Source organism: Saccharopolyspora sp. NPDC002578, assembly GCF_053592695.1.
Map to the genome: position 1 here is coordinate 37178 of NZ_JBSFWJ010000034.1, position 17897 is coordinate 55074.

Consider the following 17897-nt stretch of genomic DNA (forward strand, 5'->3'; position numbering starts at 1 on the left):
CAACCCCCACGACCAGACCAGTAGCGAGACCAGCACTCCCCCACCCCGGACAGCAGTGAACGGACCGTTCGACCAACGAGATCGGGCCAACGGTCCGTTCACCACGACACAGGCAGCCGCACCGTCGGCCCGGGAATGAGTGAACGGACCGTTCGTCCAAGCAGATTGGACGAACGGTCCGTTCACTCGATCCCCTCAGCCCGCGGCGGGGGCGCTGCGGTCAGCCGGGGAGGAGCTTGTCCGGTGTGATCGGCAGGTCCCGCACCCGGATGCCCGTGGCGTGGTGCACCGCGTTCGCGATCGCCGCGGGCGAACCCACGATCCCGATCTCCCCGACGCCGCGGCTGCCCATCGGGTTCGAGTGCGGATCCTGCTCGTCGAGCCAGATCGCCTCGATGTCGGCGACGTCCGCGTGCGCCGCGATGTGGTACTGCGCGAAGTCGTGGTTGATCACGTGCCCGAACTGCGGGTCGAGCACGCTGTGCTCGTGCAGCGCCATGGACAGGCCCATGGTCATGCCGCCGATCAGCTGCGAGCGCGCCAGCCGCGGGTTGACGATCCGCCCCGCCGAGAACACCCCGAGCATCCGCGGCACCCGCACCTCGCCGGTGTCGGCGTTGACCCGCACCTCGGCGAAGTGCGCGCCGAACGAGTGCATCGAGTACCGCTGCGCGTCGGGGTTGTCGGGCATCGCTGCGTCGGCTTCGTCGCCGTCGTCCGGGTCGGTTCCGAACTTCTCCCGGAACCGCCGCGCCGCCTCGACCACCGTCGCGCCCCACGACCCCAGCCCCGACGAGCCGCCCGCGACGGTGGCGTAGGGCAGGTCGGTGTCGCCGATCTCCAACCGCACGTCGTCCACGGGGCAGTCCAGGGCGTCGGCCGCGATCTGGCTCAGCGCCGTCCAGGTGCCGGTGCCGATGTCGGCGGCCCCGATGCGCACCTCGTACCGCCCGTCGTGGCGGCGGATCGCGGCGGTCGAGCCGGGCATCGCGTGGCGCGGGTAGGTGGCGCTGGCGACTCCCGTCCCGACCAGCCAGTCCCCGTCGCGCCGGGACCTCGGGGCGGGGTCGCGCTCGGCCCACCCGAACCGCTCGGCGCCTTCCCGCAGGCATTCCGCGAGGTGGCGGCCCGAGAACGGCAGACCGGTCGCCTGATCGACGGCCGGTTCGTTGCGGGAGCGCAGGTCGATGGGGTCGAGTCCGCACGCTTCGGCGAGTTCGTCAATGGCGACCTCGGTGGCGAACATGCCGGGCGCCTCCCCGGGTGCGCGCATCCAGAACGGGACCGGCACGTCCAACGCGGCGAGCCGGTGGGTGGTGCGCCGGTTCGGCGCCGCGTACATCGTTCGGGTGCCGACCGCGGTCTGCTCGGCGAATTCCTGCACCGTCGAGGTCTGCTCGATCACGTCGTGGGTCACCACCGACAACGTGCCGCCGCGGTCCGCGCCGAGCCGCACCCGCTGGATGGTGGGCGTGCGGTAGCCGACGAGCGCGAACATCTGCTGCCGCGTCAACGCCAGCTTCACCGGCCGCCCTCCCGCGACCTGGGCCGCGAGCGCGGCGAGGATGTTGTGCGCGTGCGCGGTGCCCTTCGACCCGAAGCCGCCGCCGACGTGCGGGGCGACCACGCGGATCCGCTTCGGCTCCAACCCGAGCACCGGCGCGATCCGCGACCGCATCACGTGCACCCCTTGCGTCGAGTCGTGCAACGTGAGGACGCCGTTGCTCCACGTCGCCATGGTCGCGTGCGGTTCCATCGGGTTGTTGTGCTCCATCGGGGTCGTGTAGGTCTGCTCGACCACGACCTCCGGCCGGGCGGCGTCGACGTCGCCATCGACGGTCTCCGCCGGGAAGGACGGGTTCACCACGTCCGGCGCGTAGAGCGCCTCGTGGTTCTCCCGCAACACCACGTCGTGCCGTTCCTGCTGGTACTCGACGCGGACCAGTCCCGCGGCGTGCCGCGCGATCTCCGGTGTCTCCGCGAGCACCGCGCCGATCAGCTGACCGCGGAACGCGATCTCCGGCGACTGCAGCACCCACAGCTCCGGGTCCGAATCGGTCGCCAGCCGAGGCGCGTTCTCATGCGTGAGCACCGCCGCGACCCCGTCGAGGTCCTCCGCCGCGTGAGCGTCGATGTACTTCACCCGGCCACGTGCGATCTCCGACTGCAACGGGTGCACGTACAGCGGCGCGCTCGCCGGATGCTCGAACGCGTACGGCGCGGTCCCGGTGACCTTCGCCCACCCGTCCCGCCGTTCCAGCGGCGTCCCCATGGCCCGAGGTCGCAGCAAGCCGGTCATCGCGTGCCTCCCGTCAGCTGCCGCAGCACCGCGACCAGCGCATTGCGCGCCATCGGCACTTTGAACGCGTTGCCGGTCAACGGGGACGCGGTCGCCAGCTCGGCCTCCGCCGCCTCCCGGAACGCGTCGTCGCCGGCGACCGCTCCGCGCAGCGCCTCCTCGGCCCGAACGGCCCGCCACGGCTTGTGCGCGACGCCGCCAAGCGCGATCCGCGCCTCCCGCACCGCACCGCCGTCGAGGCCGACGACGGCGGCCACCGACACCAGCGCGAACGCGTACGTCGCCCGCTCCCGCACCTTCCGGTAAGCCGACCGCGGCGCCGCTCCCGGCAGGTCCACCGCCGTGATCAACTCGCCGTGCCGCAGCACCGTGTCCCGCTCCGGTTCTTCGCCCGGCAACCGGTGGAACTCCGCGACGGGGATGGTGCGCTCACCGTCCTCGCCCTGCACCCGCACCACCGCGTCCAGCGCGACCATCGCCACCGCCATGTCGGAGGGATGCGTGGCCACGCACTGCTGCGAAGCCCCCAGGATCGCGGCGTCCCGATGGTGCCCGCCGATCGCCGAGCACCCCGCCCCCGGCAGCCGCTTGTTGCACGGCGTCGTCACGTCCTGGAAGTACGGGCACCGGGTGCGCTGCAGCAGGTTCCCGCCGGTCGTCGCGACGTTGCGCAACTGTCCCGACGCACCCGCCAGCAACGCCTGCGCCAGCACCGGGAACCGCTCGCGGACCAGCGGATGCGCCGCGAGGTCGCTGTTGCGCACCGCCGCACCCACCCGAATCCCGCCGTCCGGCAGCTCCCGCACCTCGTCCAGCGGCAACCGGGACACGTCCACCAGCAGCTCCGGCGCGCTCACCCCCAGCTTCAGGTGATCCACCAGGTTCGTCCCCCCGGCGAGGAACATCGCGCGCGGATTGCCCGCCACCGCCGCCACGGCTCCCGCCGCGTCGGTGGCCCGCTCGTAGTCGAAGGGGTTCATCGCGCTCCCTCCCCGGTTCGACGCGCCGCGTGCGCGGGCCGCTGCTCGGCGACCTCCCGGATCGCGGCCACGATGTTCACGTAGGCCCCGCACCGGCACAGGTTCCCGCCCATCCGCTCCCGGATCTCGTCGTCGCCGAGCCCGTCGACGTCCGCCGCGACGTCCTCGGTCACGTGGCTCGGCCATCCCTGAGCGGCTTCGTCGAGCATCCCCACCGCGGAGCAGACCTGCCCCGGCGTGCAATACCCGCACTGGAACCCGTCGTGCTCCACGAACGCCCGCGCGATCGGGTGCTCCCCCAACCCCTCGGCCGTCGTGATCTCGGCCCCGTCGCACTGCACGGCGAGCGACAGGCACGTCAGGACCCGCCGCCCGTCCACCAGCGCGGTGCACGCCCCGCACTGGCCGTGGTCGCACCCCTTCTTGACCGAGACGACCCCCAGGTACTCCCGCAACGCGTCCAGCACCGTCACCCGAGGCTCCACCGCCAGCACGAACAGCTCCCCGTCCACCGTCCACGTGATCTCCATGCCTGGTGCTCCCCTCTTGGACCAGTACTCGACAGGGTGAGCGCCAACCGAGTGGCCCGCTCGCCGCAGCGGTGACTACGCAAGCACTTGCCCGCGTCGGCGATCCCGCAAACGACCGCCGCGAGTTTCAATACATGCACGTGGAGTTACCTTGTACCGCGTGCCTGAAGACTTCTCGCTGTTCGATCCGGACCCGACCAGCTCTCCAGCAATGGTCAACGGACCTGCACCCGGCCATGACTCGGAGCTGAACGAAGTCGTGGAGTGGTTCCGCGCCCACGTAGACCTCGAGGCCAAATTCGGTTCGGTGTTCCGGCAGTCCATCGACGAAGTCCTGGACGGGCAGCGGACCGGCCGCTACGACATCGACTGCCTGACCAAGACCGAGAAGACCTACCTGGGTACGAAGGTGGAAATCGTCACCAAGGCGACCTTCGAGCTCGAGCCGGGCGCGGAAATGGACTACCGGATCGAAGGGCACGAGGTCGACGCCAAGTTCTCGCTGACTTCGCAGTGGCAAATACCCAGCGAAGCGATGGGGCAACTGTGCCTGCTGATGTCGGCCAACGAGCGTCAGCAGACCTTTGAAGCCGGCGTACTACGCATCACCGACGACGTGCTCAACAATGGCCGCAACAAGGACCAGAAGGCGACGATCTCAAGCGCTGCCAAGAAGAAGATCGTCTGGCTGTGCCACGGCAGCCCTCTGCCACCCAACATCCTCCTGCTGCTCCCAACGGACCTGACAGCACGGATCGTCAAGCAAACGTCCGGGCAGCGACGGATCAACGAGCTTTTCCGCGTGGAGCAGGGACGCGTGATCGACAGGAACACGGCGTTGACCGTCACGATGCAAGCCGACGGTCTCAAGCGCTGCCGGGACGCTCGTTCCCAGCTCCGGGATGAGGGCATCGTGGTGCTAGGACATCAGAATGAATCCCCCAAGATTGCCCGAGACCTCGGACTTCCGGTGCCGGAAAAAGGAACCTTCGTTTCCGCACGCTTGGTCCCCGTGCCCGCCGATACCATCGGCCGCAAGACGACCTGCATCAACGGTGTGCACTACGCATTCGCTCAACCTCACGAGCCGGCCTCACCGGCTCCGGCCATCGCATATTGAACGCACATGCGCATCAGGTACCGGCAGCTCTCGCGAGGCTGGCCCGCGCCGCGCCGGCGAAGTCACCTGACCGAAGCGCGCATCGCCGCGCCGGCATCGGTGATGCGACCCGCTTCCTGCAGCTGTAACGCCAGTCTCATTACCTGACGTTCAGCCTGCTCCCTTCCGTAGAGCTGCAGGAGCGTGTCGGCAAGGCAGTGCGCTGCCCGGCCTCGGAACGCGACGACGCAAGCCGCTACATCCTGAACGTCCAGCCGCTCCACGATCTCGCCGATCAGCAGAAGCGTGTCCTCGTGCCTGCCGTCCGCGAGGGCTCCGGCGGCCAGTTCCGTCAGCGCATCAACGACGGGGGCGAATTCACTCGGTTGCCGGTCCCCCGCCGACACGGGGACCGGCAACTGCACGAAGGCCTCGCGTGCCGACTGGGCAGAACCAACGTCGACGTGGAACTCGCGGCAGAACTTGGCCTGTTCCTCAAGCTCACGGACCCGGCGCAGATGTCCGGCACAAACGCGACAACGCGAGTCTTCCGCCCGCGAGTACAACCTCCCAAGCCCCTCTGCCGTGATGCCGACGGCGCCAGGGCTTGCATCCTCGCAGGCTAGGGCATGCAGCGCCTTCACCAGCGCATATTCCGGAAACAGGCGACCGTTCAACATCTTGGACAACTTGGTGTCATCCGTAGGATAACCGTGCTGCCGCGCCAGCCGAGCGACGATTTCGCGTTGAGTCTGCTTCCGCCCTGCACCCAGGTGACCACAGAGGCGTTTGAGCAGGTCAACTAACTCGCGCCGCTCATCCGAGATGTCTTTCGCAACGTTTCGCCCAACGTCTCCAGCTTCTGGCATATTCCAAATCCTTTCATTCCCAAACGCTTTCCATCATTCGGCTTCAGGCGGACCATCTTGCCATTAGAGCCGCAAAATGATCAGGTGACTTGAGAAATTTCGACAGTCGATGTAGACCTGATGCCAACGCAACTCCCGCCATGGCATGACTACCTGCCTCCGCAAATCATCTTTGCCAGCGCAATGAGGGGGAACACTTGATGGAACGTCCTTTGTGGACCGATAGAACTCTGGGCAGCATGGTTCGCGCAGCACTGTGGCTCGAATCCGAAGTGGGCGAGGGCAACATTTTCAGCAAGAAGCAGCTCAGAGACGCCTTCCCGGAGGTGTCGCAAATCGACCGCCGCGTGCGGGATCTTCGCGACCGGGGCTGGCGAATCGACACGAGCCGCGAAGACCCTTCGTTGCGCCTAGAGGAACAGCGCTATGTGAAGATGGGCGAAGCGGTCTGGAGCACCCGTCGAAGGACCACGCACAAAGGAAGCCTGACCGCCGCCCAGCGAACTAAAGTCATGGCCGCCGACAACCACCTGTGCCGCTCCTGCGGCATGGCGGCCGGTGACCTCTACGACGGCGGCGTCATGAGTGCGCAGCTCGACGTGGCACGTCGCCGCATCACCCTTCCGGACGGAACGACGGAGATCCAGCTGATCACCGAGTGCAATCGCTGCCGAGTGGGAGGACGTGGCAAGGAGGCCGATCCCTCGAAGGTGCTCGATGCTCTCGGCTTCCTCGCCCCCCTCGAACGTCAGATCTTCGCTGGCTGGGTCAAAGCCGACAGCCGCAAGTTCAACGGGATCGAGAAGCTGTGGGGCCTCTACCGGGCGCTCCCCGAAGAATCGCGCACAGCCGTGAAGCTCGCGGTGGACTCCGACGACCAGAACGTTGGGAAGTGACCCGATGCTGCGCGAGTTCCCCCCACCTCCTGGCGCGGACGAGATCAGCGGTCTGATCAAAAAACGCCTGGCTGAAGCACGTGCATCCGGCAGCGTGCGCGAGACCGTGACCGTCGACTGGAACCAGCAACCGCTGCACGTCGAGGTGCTCGAACTACCGCTGGGCGACCTATACTTCAATCCCGCCACGCACCGCATCCGCGCGCAGCGCAGCCACGACCCGCAGCGAAATCAGGCGCTCGACGACGATCCGTTCAGCGAGAGCAGCCAGGAGTACTTGAAGTTCCTGCTCCAAGCCGAGCCGGCGAATCCCGGCGTCCGCGACCCAGCTTTCGACAACCTCAAGGAGAGCCTGCGGGAGTTCGGGCAGAACGATGCCGGCTTGATCACCCACCACGGCATCGTCGTCAACGGCAACACCCGTGCAGCCGCGCTGCGCGAGATCGGCGCGCAGTCCATGCGCGTCGGCATCCTCCCTGAATCGTTCACCTGGGCCGACATCAACGCGGTCGAGCTGTCGCTCCAGCTGCGCCCTGACGAACGGCGCGAGTACTCGTACATCAACCGACTGCTCGCGATGGAAGAGCAGGCTGCATTGGGCAGGACTCCCGAAACCATCGCCAAGGAGTTCCGCATCCGCGTCAACACCCTGCAGCAAGAGAGGTGGATTCTCGGCGTCATCCGAGAGCTGATCGAGCGCAGCAAGACCGAGCACGGCGCATCGCTCGAGCTCATCGACTTCGAAGACCACCAAGAGAAGCTCAAGGAGCTGCACCGAGCCCATGCCAAGCTGGCGTCCTCCGACCCGGACCGCGCCGAGGTCTTCAAGGAGACTCGCCTGGCCTCGATCATGCTCGGTTTCGCCAAGACCGACGTGCGCCACATCGAGGATGGCGGTTTCCCGGACACCTACCTCCAAGAAGCGCTGCCCCCTGGAATGAACCTGCGCGATTCGGCTGAAGATTCCGTGTCGATCCCGGGGCTCGGCATGGCCATTCCTGGTGCCTCGGCAGCGGTCTCGTCAGCACGCGCGCTCAGCGACCGGGTGCTCCAGGTCAAGGCCACGGCCAAGGCCGCATCCGCAGCTGTCGGGGAGGACGAGAAGAAGGACGCGCAAGCCGCTTTCGACCAGTTGAAAGCTTCCTTCGACAACGCTATCGACAAAGCTGGACGGGACATGCGGGTTCGAAAGCGCAAGCAGCTGGCGCCCGCTCGGCTCGTGGACGCTTGTGCGGATATCGACCAATGCGTCGTGGACCTGGTCCAGGCGCGAGCCGCACGGGCGCTGGATGAGGAGGCCTTCGACGACGCAGTGGTGAAGCTCCGGGACAGCCTGCGCAAGCTCGCCCAGCAAGCCGGCCGGGGCATCTCCGATCCTGGTGATGGCGTCGTGTGGCTGCTCGAAGCGGCAACTCTCAAAGGTGTTTCATGACCGATGTCGTCGACGAAACATCTCTGCGGCTCGGGTTCGACGAAACGCGGACCAAAGTGGTGCTGGCAACGGTCGAGAACCACCGGAGCGACCTGGCACAGCTTTCCGCTCGATTCCGGTCCGGCGCTCAGATCAGTCCGCGCAGCGTGTCCGTCGATCTCGACGACTTCCTCACCAGGCTCGGCACGATCAGTGGCTGGCCGCACCCGGCCGGCGTGGAGTGGGCGGCCGACCTGCGGGAGCTGGTACGCAGCAACCTCCAGGACTCCGCCACTGTGCAGGCCAGGCTCAAAGCACCGGAGGCACCGGACGACATCACCGCGGCCGACGTACCTGGGCTCCTCGGGGCCGATTGGACCGCTGACCTCACGGAGTTCCAGCACAGGGACATCGCGAAGCTCCTCGTTCTCCAGCACGGGGCGAACTTCAGCGTTCCCGGGGCGGGCAAGACGCGTGTGGCGCTAGGCGTCTACGCAGCGGAGAAGGCCCGTGGCCGAGCGAAGCGGCTGCTAGTGGTGTGTCCGAAGTCGGCGTACGAGTCCTGGCAGTTCGAAACGGGGGCGTGCTTCCAGAACCCGCTGCGCACGTACGTCTTCGAGCGCTCGCTCGACCAGTGGGCCGAGGTGCTGATCATCAACTACGAGCGGCTGGAGCGTTCGCTCAGCACCCTCGCCAGCTGGCTCAAGGCCGTTCCGTCGATGGTCGTGCTCGACGAAGCGCACCGGATGAAGCTCGGCAACCGCGGCGCGTACGGGCTGGCCTGCATGACCCTCGGCCCGCTCGCGCGGCGACGCCTGATCCTCACCGGGACACCTGCTCCCAACGGCGCGAAGGACCTGGAGAACCTCATGGGGTTCGTGTGGCCAGGCCACGGACACCGGACGGTGTCCTCGGCGGTGTCGGACGGCGATCTCACCTACGCGAGCAGCGTCCTGCGTCCCCTGTTCACCCGGACGACCAAACCCGAGCTCGGCCTCCCCCCGATGAACCCGGTAGTCCGGTACGTGGACATGCCGCCGCTGCACAAGGAGATCTACGAGTCCCTGCTCGGCGACGTCGCTGGCAGCACAGCACGCGACGACCTGAGCGCGCTCGGCAAGACCGCGTTGCGCCTGCTGATGGCAGCGACGAGCCCTGCCCTCCTCATGGAAGGGATGAGCAAGCACGAGCCACTGGCTTATCGGCTCCCGCCGCTGGAAATCCCGCAGAGCGACTCGCTGCACACCCTCATCCGGGATCTTCCCAGCTACGAGATGTCGCCAAAGTACAAGGAGGCAGCTGCGATCGTGTCCGGTAACGCTGCCGAAGGGCGCAAGACCCTGGTCTGGACGACCTTCGTCCGGAGTCTGACGACGTTGGAGCAGCTGCTGGAGCAGTACAGGCCAGCAGTGGTCCACGGAGGGGTGCGGGACCGCGAGGAGCAGCTCCGGCGGTTCCGCGAAGACCCGGATTGCCAGGTACTCCTGTCCAACCCGGCAACTCTCGGCGAGGGGATCAGCCTCCACCAGGTGTGCCACGACGCCGTGTACGTGGATCGGGACTTCATGGCTGGCCGCTTCTTGCAGAGCCTGGACCGCATCCACCGGCTGGGGCTCGCACCTGGGACAGCAACCAGGGTCACCGTCCTCGCCGCGCGCGACACGGTCGACGAGGTGGTGCACGCCCGCTTGGACCAGAAGCTCGAGTTCATGGGCAAGGTACTCGACGACCCTTCCGTGCAGCAGCTCTCCGACCTGCAAGAAGAACCTTCGATCGCGGGTGGCTTGGACTCCAGCGACGTCCAGGCCTTGCTCCGTCACCTGGATGCCACCTGATCGAGCGGTGAGTGCCGGGTCGCAGCAGTCGTGACCCGGCACTCACCGCGAACTGCTACTTCCGCGCTCTGAGCCGGCGCTCCTGGCCGATCAGACCGAGGAATCACCGGATGGTGGACAGCCAGCCTGCGGGACGTCGTCAGCGATCACGACTACTATCGCTTTCATGTTCGATAGCCGTGATCGCGAGGTCAACCGCGGTTGCCAGCTGCTCGTGCTCCCAGATCCGGAGCACCTCCCAGCCAGCCCGTTCGAGCGCGGCTGTCACCGTCCGGTCGCGCTCCACGTTTCGCGCGAGCTTGGGAGTCCAGTACCACTCGTTCGACGTCGGCCTACGCCCGTGCTCCGGACAGGCGTGCCAGAAGCAGCCGTCGACGAAGATGGCGACTTTCCGCGCGGTGAAGACGATGTCCGGCTTGACCCGGACTCCTTCGTCCAGGGTCAGCCGGTAGTCCTTGCGGTAGCGGTAACCGAGCCGGTGGAGCGCGCTTCGGAGCGCGACTTCGGGCTTGGTGTCGCTGCGCCGGTTCGCCCGCATGTTGCGCGAACGACCTTCACTCGCAGGCGCGGGGTACGAGCCCTTCGCATGGGCAGTCTCGCGCGCCTTGCGACGATCATTCGCAGCCATGATCACCAGCCCGGTAATGCCGTTCAACGCGGACAAGAGGCCATGGGGCAAGATACCCGCTTAGCCAATCGCGTCGCGCGCACCCAGGAGGAGGAAACACCGTGAACGAGAGCTTCACCGCGGTGGAGATCTGCGCAGGCGCAGGCGGGCAGGTCCTGGGCCTGCACCAAGCTGGGTTCAAGCACGAGGTTGCAGTCGAGTTCGACAGCAACGCCTGCACCACGCTGCGCCACAACGACATCACTCCCGTAGCGGAGGGGGACGTCGCCGACAGCTCGGTGTGGAACCCGCGCGCATACGAAGGGGTGTCCTTGCTGGCCGGCGGGGTGCCGTGCCCACCGTTCACCATCGCTGGCAAGCAGCTCGGCGCGAATGACGAGCGAGATCTGTTCGCTTGGGCGGTCGAACAGGTCGACGCGGTGAAGCCGCGAGCGCTCTTGCTGGAGAACGTCCGCGGCCTGAGCATGCCGCGCTTCGCCGGCTATCGGCAGCACGTTCTGGACCGGCTGGCCGCCTCGGGTTACGTCGCCGAGTGGAAGCTCCTGCAAGCTTCGGACTTCTCAGTCCCGCAACTCCGGCCGCGGTTCGTGCTGGTAGCACTGAAGCCCGAAGACGCGGAGTTCTTCCACTGGCCCGATCCGGCCGACTTCGACCCCGCCCCCACCGTGGGACAAGCCCTCTTCGAGCACATGGGCGACTGGAAGGGTGCTGACGATTGGAAGGGGCACGCGGACAGAATCGCTCCCACGATCGTGGGTGGGTCCAAGAAACATGGTGGCGCTGATCTGGGGCCAACTCGGGCGAAGCGCGCCTGGGCCCAAATGCACGTGGATGCGATGGGCGTCGCCGACGCGCCGCCTGCTCGTGACGCTGAATTCGCAATCGGACCCAAACTCACGTGCGACATGGTGCAGGTCCTGCAGGGCTTCAGCGGCAGATTCTCCTGGTCTTTCACGGGCAAGAAGACATCTCGCTACCGGCAGATCGGCAATGCGTTTCCACCGCCGGTCGCCCATGCGGTGGGCAAGGCGATCTTGAAAGCCTTCCGCAGAGAAGGCTCGCGGCGAGAAATCACCCCAACCGCCGAGGATCCGGTGTACCGCGCGCTGAGCGATGCCGATGATTTCCTGTCGGCCGCCAAACTAAGCCGCATCGCAGGCACCGAGATGGAGACATCTCAACTCGAACGCCACATCAGCATGCTCAGCAAGGACTTCGACATCGAGGTCTCCACTCACGGCCAGACAACGAAGTACAAGCTCGGCAGCTTCAACGCGTTCATCGGCCAAGAAACCCACAGCCGGCACGAAGCCTTCTTGAAGAACCGTGCCAAGATCAGCTGAATCGTCGGCTCAGCACCCGTATCTCAAGCCGACCACAGCGGCGGAGAAACTGCTGCGGTTTGCAGATCTCTCCGGCCTAGGCACGTGCTGATATCCAGCTCGTGAAGCGCGATCACTAGGAGGTGATCACGCCGCGCGGGTTCGGGATTCTGCTCGGAGTTCGCGGCGTTCTGTTTCGTTGAGGCCGCCCCAGATCCCTGCGGTTTCGGCTCGTTCCAGGGCATAGCGCAGGCAGTCCTCGCGCACCTCGCAGGACGCGCAGATGCGTTTCGCCAGCCGGGCGGACTGCCCCTTCTCCGGGAAGAAGGCTTCGGGGTCCGTTTGGGCGCACAGCGCCGATCGGTGCCAGTCGGGCACTTCCACTCGCCCCGGAATCATCGCGTCGATGAGCCGCACGTTTCGGCCCTCCACTCTCCTCGTTCTTTCCACATCGGTGTTCAGGTGTCCTCGCGTTCGGCGAGTTCTTGCAGGCAGGTGACGCATCGCGGCCAGCCGGCGAGCCGGTTGCCGAATGCGGGCACGGTCACGCAGCCGCACACCGCGGCACGTCCTTCGACACCGCCGATGCGGACTCGCGGGGCATCGGAATCCACGCGGTGCAGCACTTTCCGCGCGAGACCGGGCCACCAGCGCACGGCATCGTTCATGGTCACTTCTTTCGAGCGGGATCGTCGAACCGCCGACGACGGCCGCGAAGAAATCCTCGCCGTCAGAGCGGGGAAACGCGCCATCGATTTTTCGCGCAGCAACGATCGACCGGCCGTCCGATCGAGGAACGGCGGTTCGGACGACGCGATCAGCGGTCGTCGGAATGCCCGGAGTTCACCGGGCTCACGTTCACGGCACCGCGACGACTCCGCGGATACCGCTTTCACCTGCTAGTACGATCTGATTCCGCGGTAGGCGCCGCATCTCGCGCCTCGCCGGGACGAGCTCTTTCGGCACGCGGCGGACCGGGGCGCAGCACTGCGGTGGATCAACATCACTCCTGTTCGACAAAGGTGTTACCCGTACGGGCGAGCCCCCGCTGCCGGTACGGGTCGAGGAAGAGCTCACGCGACGGTGCAACCACTCATCACGGAGCAGAAATAAATCTGAGGTGCTCGGATCCGAGCCGAGCAGTCAGCAGATCCGGCCGACGGGACAAGGCCACGCCAACCGACGTCGCCACTTTAACCACCACAACGATCATTGTCCAGCAGTTCATTCGAATCACGCGGGAGAACCGGAGGACTTTCGCCTCTTCTCCCACAGTGGACACCCGATGAACAGGACGGACTCCACCGAATTCCCGCTGAATCCATCCACCGGGCCCGATCGCCGTCGGCCGGGTGAACATTCGGTCGACGCCACTCCGGCGCACCTCACCAGAACCTCGATACGCTGCGGTTTCGTTGGCACGCCGCGCGGCGCGCCGGTACCGTGGCCAACGCCGACCGGACGTCGCCGGACGGGACGGGAGCAGGTTCCGGGTCACCTGCGGACCCCGAAGCGCGCGTCGCGCCCCATTCCTGTGCGCACCCCGTTCTCCCACCGCAGAAACGGAGATGTGGTGATCATGCGTGGGACGTCGAACATCCCGGATGAGCCCTTTCCGCGAACCGGGGCGCAAGTGGAGACCGAACGGCTGCTCGGCGCACTCGCCGCCGACATGCGCGAGTACGCGATATTCGCCTTGGACACCGAAGGCCGGGTCGCCAGTTGGAACTCGGGCGCCCAGCTGATCAAGCAGTACACCAGCCGGGAGATCATCGGACGGCACTTCTCGATCTTCTACCCCGCCGAGCTCGTCGAATCCGGTTACCCGGAGTGGGAATTGCGGCAGGCCACCGCGAACGGTTTCTTCATCGACCGCGGCTGGCGGCTGCGCAAGGACGGCAGCGCCTTCTGGGCGCACGTCGTGATCACGGCGCAGCGCGCCGACGACGGCCGGTTGGACGGTTTCATCAAGGTCACCCGCGACGAATCCGAGGCCTACGCGCAGCGGGAACGCTCGGACCGGCGGTTCACCGACCTGTTCCAGCTCGCCCCGGCGGGCATCGCGCTGCTGGACCGCCACGACCGGATCCTCGACGCCAACGCCGCGCTGTGCGACCTGCTCGGCTACCGGCCGCACGGGTTGCGCGCACCGGAGCTGATGCACGCCGACGACCCGCGGACCGGGCTGGTCCCGCACGCCGCACCGGACGATCCCGGCAGCGAACCCGTGTCGCACCGCAGGCTCAGCCGCTCCACCGGTGAACCGGTGTTCTGCGAAGTGCGGTGCGCCGCCTCCGTGGACTACGACGGCCGCCGCTTCTGGCTGGCCGTGTTCCAAGACCTCACCGAGCAGCAGCGCCGCACCGAGACCTTGCACTTCCAGGCCACCCACGACCACCCGACGGGCCTGCTGAACCGGCGCGGCGTGCACGAGCTGCTGGTGCCGCTGCTGTCCACGGCTTCCGACGACGTCGGAGTGCTGTTCTGCGACTTGGACAACTTCAAGCGGTTCAACGATTCGCTGGGTCACGACGCGGGCGATGAGCTGATCAACCTGCTCGCCGAGCGCCTCCTCACCGACCTGCCGAGCTCCTGCACGCCGGCCCGCCTCTACGGCGACGAGTTCCTGATCATCTGCTCGGACCTGACCGCCTGCGGCGGGCTCGACACGCTCATCACCCTCGTGTCGGACCTGCTGTGCGCCGAAATCCCGTTGCGGGACAGGCTGATCGGCATCACCGCGTCGATCGGCGCGGCGACCTCGCCGGCAGCGGGCACCACCGCCGACGAACTGATCCGCACCGCCGACGCGGCCATGTTCGCCGCCAAGGAGCAGGGCCACGGCCGCACCGCGCCGCCCGCTCCCGCCGGCGGGCTCGCGCTGGAGGAGGACCTCCGCGACGCGCTGCTGCACGACGGCCTCCGGATGCACTACCAGCCGATCCTGGACCGCGACGGGACGATCCTGCTGGCCGAGGCGCTGGTGCGCTGGCCGCACCCCACGCAGGGCCTGCTCGCCCCTGGCGTGATCCTGCCGGTCGCCTCCCAGGCGAAGCTGCTCGCCGAACTGGACCGGTGGGTGCTGCGCACCGCCCTGCGCGAGGCGAGCCGGTGGTACCGCCCGCACGGCCCGGCCCCGGGCGTCACGGTGAACCTCGCCGGGCTGCGCCCGGATTCGGCGCACTTCCACTCGGAGGTCAGCTCGGCCATCGACGACAGCGGCATCGATCCGGGGCGGGTGGTGCTGGAGGTCGTCGAGACGGTGCTGGTGGATCTGCCCGCGCAGCCCCGGAAGATGATGCGCCGGCTCAACGACCGGGGCGTGCGGTTCGCGATGGACGACTTCGGCACCGGCTATTCCTCGTTGGCACGACTCAAGGACCTGCCCACGCAATTGGTGAAGCTGGACCGGAGGTTCGTGGTCGGCATGGAATCGGACCCCACCGATCTCGGCATCGTGCGCGCCGTGATCGAACTCGCCAGGGGCATGGGGCGCACGTGCATCGCGGAGGGCGTGGAAACCCGGGTGCAGCGCGACCTGCTCAACGAACTCGGCGTCGACGCGCAGCAGGGATTCCTGTACTCCCGGCCCGTCCCGGACGCGCAATTCCGCGAACTGCTCGCCTCGCCGGAGTCGATGACCGCCGACTGAGGCCGAATTCGATCAGCGCGGTCGGCGCGGGGCCGCCGAATTGCTCCGATGGTGCGCGCCCGGCGGGCGGTCGGCGGCGAAAAGCGAGATCGGCATCAGCGCCCGAAGCGTGCGACGACGAGCATTCGAACGCGTCCCGCACGCACCCGGAAACGCACGAGGGCCGCACCGGGATTCCGGTGCGGCCCTCGTCGCGCGTGACGTCAGCGGCGCGGTGCCTCCATCGCCAGGCCTGAACCGATGCCGGTCAGCGAGCGGACCTCCATCTCGGCCTGCTTCACCGGGTCCTGGTCCTTCTTGCCGACCAGGGTGCCGATGAACCCGGCCAGGAAGCCCAGCGGGATCGACACGATCCCCGGGTTCGTGAGCGGGAAGACGTCGAAGTCCGCGCTCGGGAACATCGCCGACGGGCGGCCGGACACCGCGGGGGAGAACGCGATCAGCACGATGCACGAGACCAGGCCCGCGTACATCGACCACAGCGTCCCCGTGGTGTTGAACCGCCGCCAGAACAGCGAGTACAGCATCGTCGGCAGGTTCGCCGACGCCGCCAGCGCGAGCGCCAGCGAGACCATGAACGCCGCGTTCTGCCCGATGGCGGCGATCCCGCCGACCGTGGACAGCACGCCGACGATCAGCGCGGTGATCCGGGCGACCCTGATCTCCGAGCCCGTGTCGGCCTCACCGCGCTTGATGATGTTCGCGTACACGTCGTGCGCGAAGGACGCCGACGCGGTCAGGGTGAGGCCGGCGACCACCGCGAGGATCGTCGCGAAGGCGATCGCGGCGACCACGCCGAGCAGCGGCGAACCACCGATGCGGTACGCCAGCAGCAGCGCCGCGGAGTTCTCGCCGCCGGGCGCATTGGTGATGGCCTCGGAACCGACCAGCGCCGTCGCGCCGAACCCGAGCAGCATCGTGGCCAGGTAGAACACGATCATCGTCCAGGTGATCCAGACGACGGAGCGACGCGCTTCCCGAGCGCTCGGCACCGTGTAGAACCTCATCATGATGTGCGGCAGGCAGGAGATGCCGAGCACGATCGCCATGGCCAACGAGATGAAGTCGATCCGGGACAGCGAGGTCTGCCCGTACTGCGCGCCGGGCTCCAGCAGCGCCTGCCCGATCGGGCTGTTGTTCGTGGCCTGCTCCAGCAGCGCCGAGAAGTCGTAGGAGAACCGGCCGATGAGGAACACGGCCATCAAGGACACGCAGATCAGCAGCAGCGTCGCCTTGATGATCTGGACCCAGGTGGTCCCCTTCATGCCGCCGACCAGCACGTAGAAGATCATGATCAAGCCCACGGCCACGACGACCAGCGATTGGCCGAATTTGCTCTGCACGTCGAGCAACAATGCGACGAGACCACCGGCACTCGCCATCTGCGCAACCATGTAGAAGAAGGAAATGACCAGCGTGGTGTTCGCTGCGGCGGCCCGCACCGGGCGCTGCCGCATCCGATAGCCGATCACGTCGCCCATCGTGAAACGGCCGGTGTTCCGGACGAGCTCCGCGATGAGCATCAATTCGATGAGCCACGCGACGAGGAATCCGACCGAATAGAGGAATCCGTCGTACCCGTGCACCGCAATGGCGCCGGCGACTCCGAGGAATGACGCCGCCGAAAGCCAGTCACCGGCCAGCGCGACACCGTTCTGCGCGCCGGTGATGTTGCCGCCCGCCACGTAATAATCGGACGCGGTCGCGTTCCGGGTCGAAACCCGGTACACCACGAAGAGCGTCAGCAGCACGAATGCCACGAACACGCTGACGGTGGTCGTCGGGTCGCCGACGGCCCCCGCCGCGAAGTTGATCGCCATCAGCGGCCGGTCCCTTCCTGCTCCCGGAGGCGGTCGACGAGCGGGTCGATGCGCTTGCGCACGTACCGCCCGTACACCACGGTGACGATCGCCGTGGTCACGAACTGCAGCAAGCCCAGCACGATCCCCATGTTCACCACGCCGAACACCGGCCGGCTCATGAAGTCCTCGGCGTAGGCGCCCAACGCCACGTAGGTGAAGTACCACGCCAGGACGAGCAGCGTCACGGGGAACACGAACCATCGAAAACGACGCCGAAGAGCGACGAAATCGTCACTCTCCTGAATTGCGACGAAATCGGTTCCATTCGGGTTGGTGGGGCGCCGAAGGCTGTGCTTCGAGATGTTGCCGAATCTCGGCTCGGGAGGCTGACCTTCAAGCCGACCTCGGCTTCGGTTTTCCGACGTTCGGGTCATGCTGTGGATCCTTCGGGCTTGCTCACGCGTCAAGGAATCAGGAGTCTAGTCACACGGATGTGCGCGAAGCACACGCGGGGACTATCCGAAGGATCAGCTACATCGCCGCAAACAATTGGTCTCAATATGATCACAACAAT

Annotated in this window: 15 protein-coding genes; 6 read left to right on the forward strand and 9 right to left on the reverse strand. The window is 66.9% G+C overall.

Features of this window, described 5'->3' with window-relative positions:
* Positions 1 to 220 precede the first annotated feature (220 nt).
* From ACWD38_RS17500 to ACWD38_RS17510, 3 genes are read right to left on the reverse strand one after another with little or no spacing between them, the layout of a single operon-like run.
* The gene (locus ACWD38_RS17500; protein WP_450124442.1) at positions 221 to 2299 is read right to left on the reverse strand and encodes a xanthine dehydrogenase family protein molybdopterin-binding subunit; all 2079 of its coding nucleotides are present in this window, start codon (positions 2297 to 2299) and stop codon (positions 221 to 223) included.
* Positions 2296 to 3279: an FAD binding domain-containing protein gene (locus ACWD38_RS17505; RefSeq protein WP_184477808.1), complete on the reverse strand. Its 984-nt coding sequence runs from the start codon at positions 3277 to 3279 to the stop codon at positions 2296 to 2298. Before ACWD38_RS17505 ends, ACWD38_RS17500 begins: the two co-directional genes overlap by 4 nt.
* Positions 3276 to 3809 (reverse strand): 2Fe-2S iron-sulfur cluster-binding protein, encoded by a 534-nt coding sequence (locus ACWD38_RS17510; protein ID WP_184477807.1) that lies wholly within the window; start codon positions 3807 to 3809, stop codon positions 3276 to 3278. Before ACWD38_RS17510 ends, ACWD38_RS17505 begins: the two co-directional genes overlap by 4 nt.
* 160 nt (positions 3810 to 3969) lie before the next feature.
* Between ACWD38_RS17510 and ACWD38_RS17515 the strand changes: the two genes are divergently transcribed.
* Positions 3970 to 4929, forward strand: a complete 960-nt coding sequence (locus ACWD38_RS17515) for a NaeI family type II restriction endonuclease (RefSeq protein WP_450124443.1) — start codon at positions 3970 to 3972, stop codon at positions 4927 to 4929.
* Between the two features lie 62 nt (positions 4930 to 4991).
* Here the strand turns inward: ACWD38_RS17515 and ACWD38_RS17520 are convergent, their stop codons facing one another.
* Complete coding sequence (locus tag ACWD38_RS17520) at positions 4992 to 5777, reverse strand: hypothetical protein (RefSeq protein WP_450124444.1); 786 nt, start codon at positions 5775 to 5777, stop codon at positions 4992 to 4994.
* Positions 5778 to 6016: 239 nt separating this feature from the next.
* Between ACWD38_RS17520 and ACWD38_RS17525 the strand changes: the two genes are divergently transcribed.
* Genes ACWD38_RS17525 through ACWD38_RS17535 form a run of 3 tightly spaced genes read left to right on the forward strand, consistent with a single transcriptional unit; the run spans position 6017 to position 9919 of the window.
* A complete protein-coding gene (locus ACWD38_RS17525) occupies positions 6017 to 6673 on the forward strand; it encodes a hypothetical protein (RefSeq protein WP_450124445.1) in 657 nt (218 codons plus the stop codon).
* 4 nt (positions 6674 to 6677) lie between these two features.
* A complete protein-coding gene (locus ACWD38_RS17530) occupies positions 6678 to 8105 on the forward strand; it encodes a transcriptional regulator (RefSeq protein ID WP_450124446.1) in 1428 nt (475 codons plus the stop codon).
* A complete protein-coding gene (locus tag ACWD38_RS17535; protein ID WP_450124447.1) occupies positions 8102 to 9919 on the forward strand; it encodes a DEAD/DEAH box helicase in 1818 nt (605 codons plus the stop codon). Before ACWD38_RS17530 ends, ACWD38_RS17535 begins: the two co-directional genes overlap by 4 nt.
* Positions 9920 to 10058: 139 nt before the next feature.
* On the opposite strand, the gene ACWD38_RS17540 is transcribed toward ACWD38_RS17535, so the two are convergent.
* Positions 10059 to 10583, reverse strand: coding sequence for a very short patch repair endonuclease (locus tag ACWD38_RS17540; protein ID WP_450124448.1), 525 nt, complete (start codon positions 10581 to 10583; stop codon positions 10059 to 10061).
* A 65-nt stretch (positions 10584 to 10648) separates the two neighbouring features.
* Between ACWD38_RS17540 and ACWD38_RS17545 the strand changes: the two genes are divergently transcribed.
* Positions 10649 to 11890 carry a DNA cytosine methyltransferase gene (locus tag ACWD38_RS17545; protein ID WP_450124449.1) on the forward strand — a complete coding sequence of 414 codons (1242 nt, stop codon included), beginning with the start codon at positions 10649 to 10651 and terminating at the stop codon, positions 11888 to 11890.
* A gap of 126 nt (positions 11891 to 12016) precedes the next feature.
* Here the strand turns inward: ACWD38_RS17545 and ACWD38_RS17550 are convergent, their stop codons facing one another.
* Both ACWD38_RS17550 and ACWD38_RS17555 read right to left on the reverse strand, forming a co-directional pair.
* Positions 12017 to 12268 carry a WhiB family transcriptional regulator gene (locus ACWD38_RS17550; protein ID WP_184484850.1) on the reverse strand — a complete coding sequence of 84 codons (252 nt, stop codon included), beginning with the start codon at positions 12266 to 12268 and terminating at the stop codon, positions 12017 to 12019.
* Between the two features lie 59 nt (positions 12269 to 12327).
* On the reverse strand, positions 12328 to 12537 hold the full coding sequence (locus tag ACWD38_RS17555) for a hypothetical protein (RefSeq protein ID WP_450124450.1): 210 nt from the start codon (positions 12535 to 12537) through the stop codon (positions 12328 to 12330).
* A gap of 911 nt (positions 12538 to 13448) precedes the next feature.
* On the opposite strand from ACWD38_RS17555, the gene ACWD38_RS17560 reads away from it, so the two are divergent.
* On the forward strand, positions 13449 to 15521 hold the full coding sequence (locus ACWD38_RS17560; protein ID WP_450124451.1) for a putative bifunctional diguanylate cyclase/phosphodiesterase: 2073 nt from the start codon (positions 13449 to 13451) through the stop codon (positions 15519 to 15521).
* Positions 15522 to 15724: 203 nt separating this feature from the next.
* On the opposite strand, the gene ACWD38_RS17565 is transcribed toward ACWD38_RS17560, so the two are convergent.
* On the reverse strand, positions 15725 to 17341 hold the full coding sequence (locus ACWD38_RS17565) for a solute symporter family protein (protein WP_184477804.1): 1617 nt from the start codon (positions 17339 to 17341) through the stop codon (positions 15725 to 15727).
* Positions 17341 to 17757, reverse strand: a complete 417-nt coding sequence (locus ACWD38_RS17570; protein ID WP_184477803.1) for a DUF485 domain-containing protein — start codon at positions 17755 to 17757, stop codon at positions 17341 to 17343. Before ACWD38_RS17570 ends, ACWD38_RS17565 begins: the two co-directional genes overlap by 1 nt.
* Positions 17758 to 17897 lie beyond the last annotated feature (140 nt).

Bases quoted from the DNA above. Each gene is read 5' to 3' on its own strand.
- ACWD38_RS17500 (WP_450124442.1), bottom strand. From the start codon at position 2,299: ATGACCGGCTTGCTGCGACCTCGGGCCATGGGGACGCCGCTGGAACGG.
- ACWD38_RS17505 (WP_184477808.1), bottom strand. From the start codon at position 3,279: ATGAACCCCTTCGACTACGAGCGGGCCACCGACGCGGCGGGAGCCGTG.
- ACWD38_RS17510 (WP_184477807.1), bottom strand. From the start codon at position 3,809: ATGGAGATCACGTGGACGGTGGACGGGGAGCTGTTCGTGCTGGCGGTG.
- ACWD38_RS17520 (WP_450124444.1), bottom strand. From the start codon at position 5,777: ATGCCAGAAGCTGGAGACGTTGGGCGAAACGTTGCGAAAGACATCTCG.
- ACWD38_RS17525 (WP_450124445.1), top strand. From the start codon at position 6,017: ATGGTTCGCGCAGCACTGTGGCTCGAATCCGAAGTGGGCGAGGGCAAC.
- ACWD38_RS17530 (WP_450124446.1), top strand. From the start codon at position 6,678: ATGCTGCGCGAGTTCCCCCCACCTCCTGGCGCGGACGAGATCAGCGGT.
- ACWD38_RS17535 (WP_450124447.1), top strand. From the start codon at position 8,102: ATGACCGATGTCGTCGACGAAACATCTCTGCGGCTCGGGTTCGACGAA.
- ACWD38_RS17550 (WP_184484850.1), bottom strand. From the start codon at position 12,268: ATGATTCCGGGGCGAGTGGAAGTGCCCGACTGGCACCGATCGGCGCTG.
- ACWD38_RS17555 (WP_450124450.1), bottom strand. From the start codon at position 12,537: ATGAACGATGCCGTGCGCTGGTGGCCCGGTCTCGCGCGGAAAGTGCTG.
- ACWD38_RS17560 (WP_450124451.1), top strand. From the start codon at position 13,449: ATGCGTGGGACGTCGAACATCCCGGATGAGCCCTTTCCGCGAACCGGG.
- ACWD38_RS17565 (WP_184477804.1), bottom strand. From the start codon at position 17,341: ATGGCGATCAACTTCGCGGCGGGGGCCGTCGGCGACCCGACGACCACC.
- ACWD38_RS17570 (WP_184477803.1), bottom strand. From the start codon at position 17,757: ATGACCCGAACGTCGGAAAACCGAAGCCGAGGTCGGCTTGAAGGTCAG.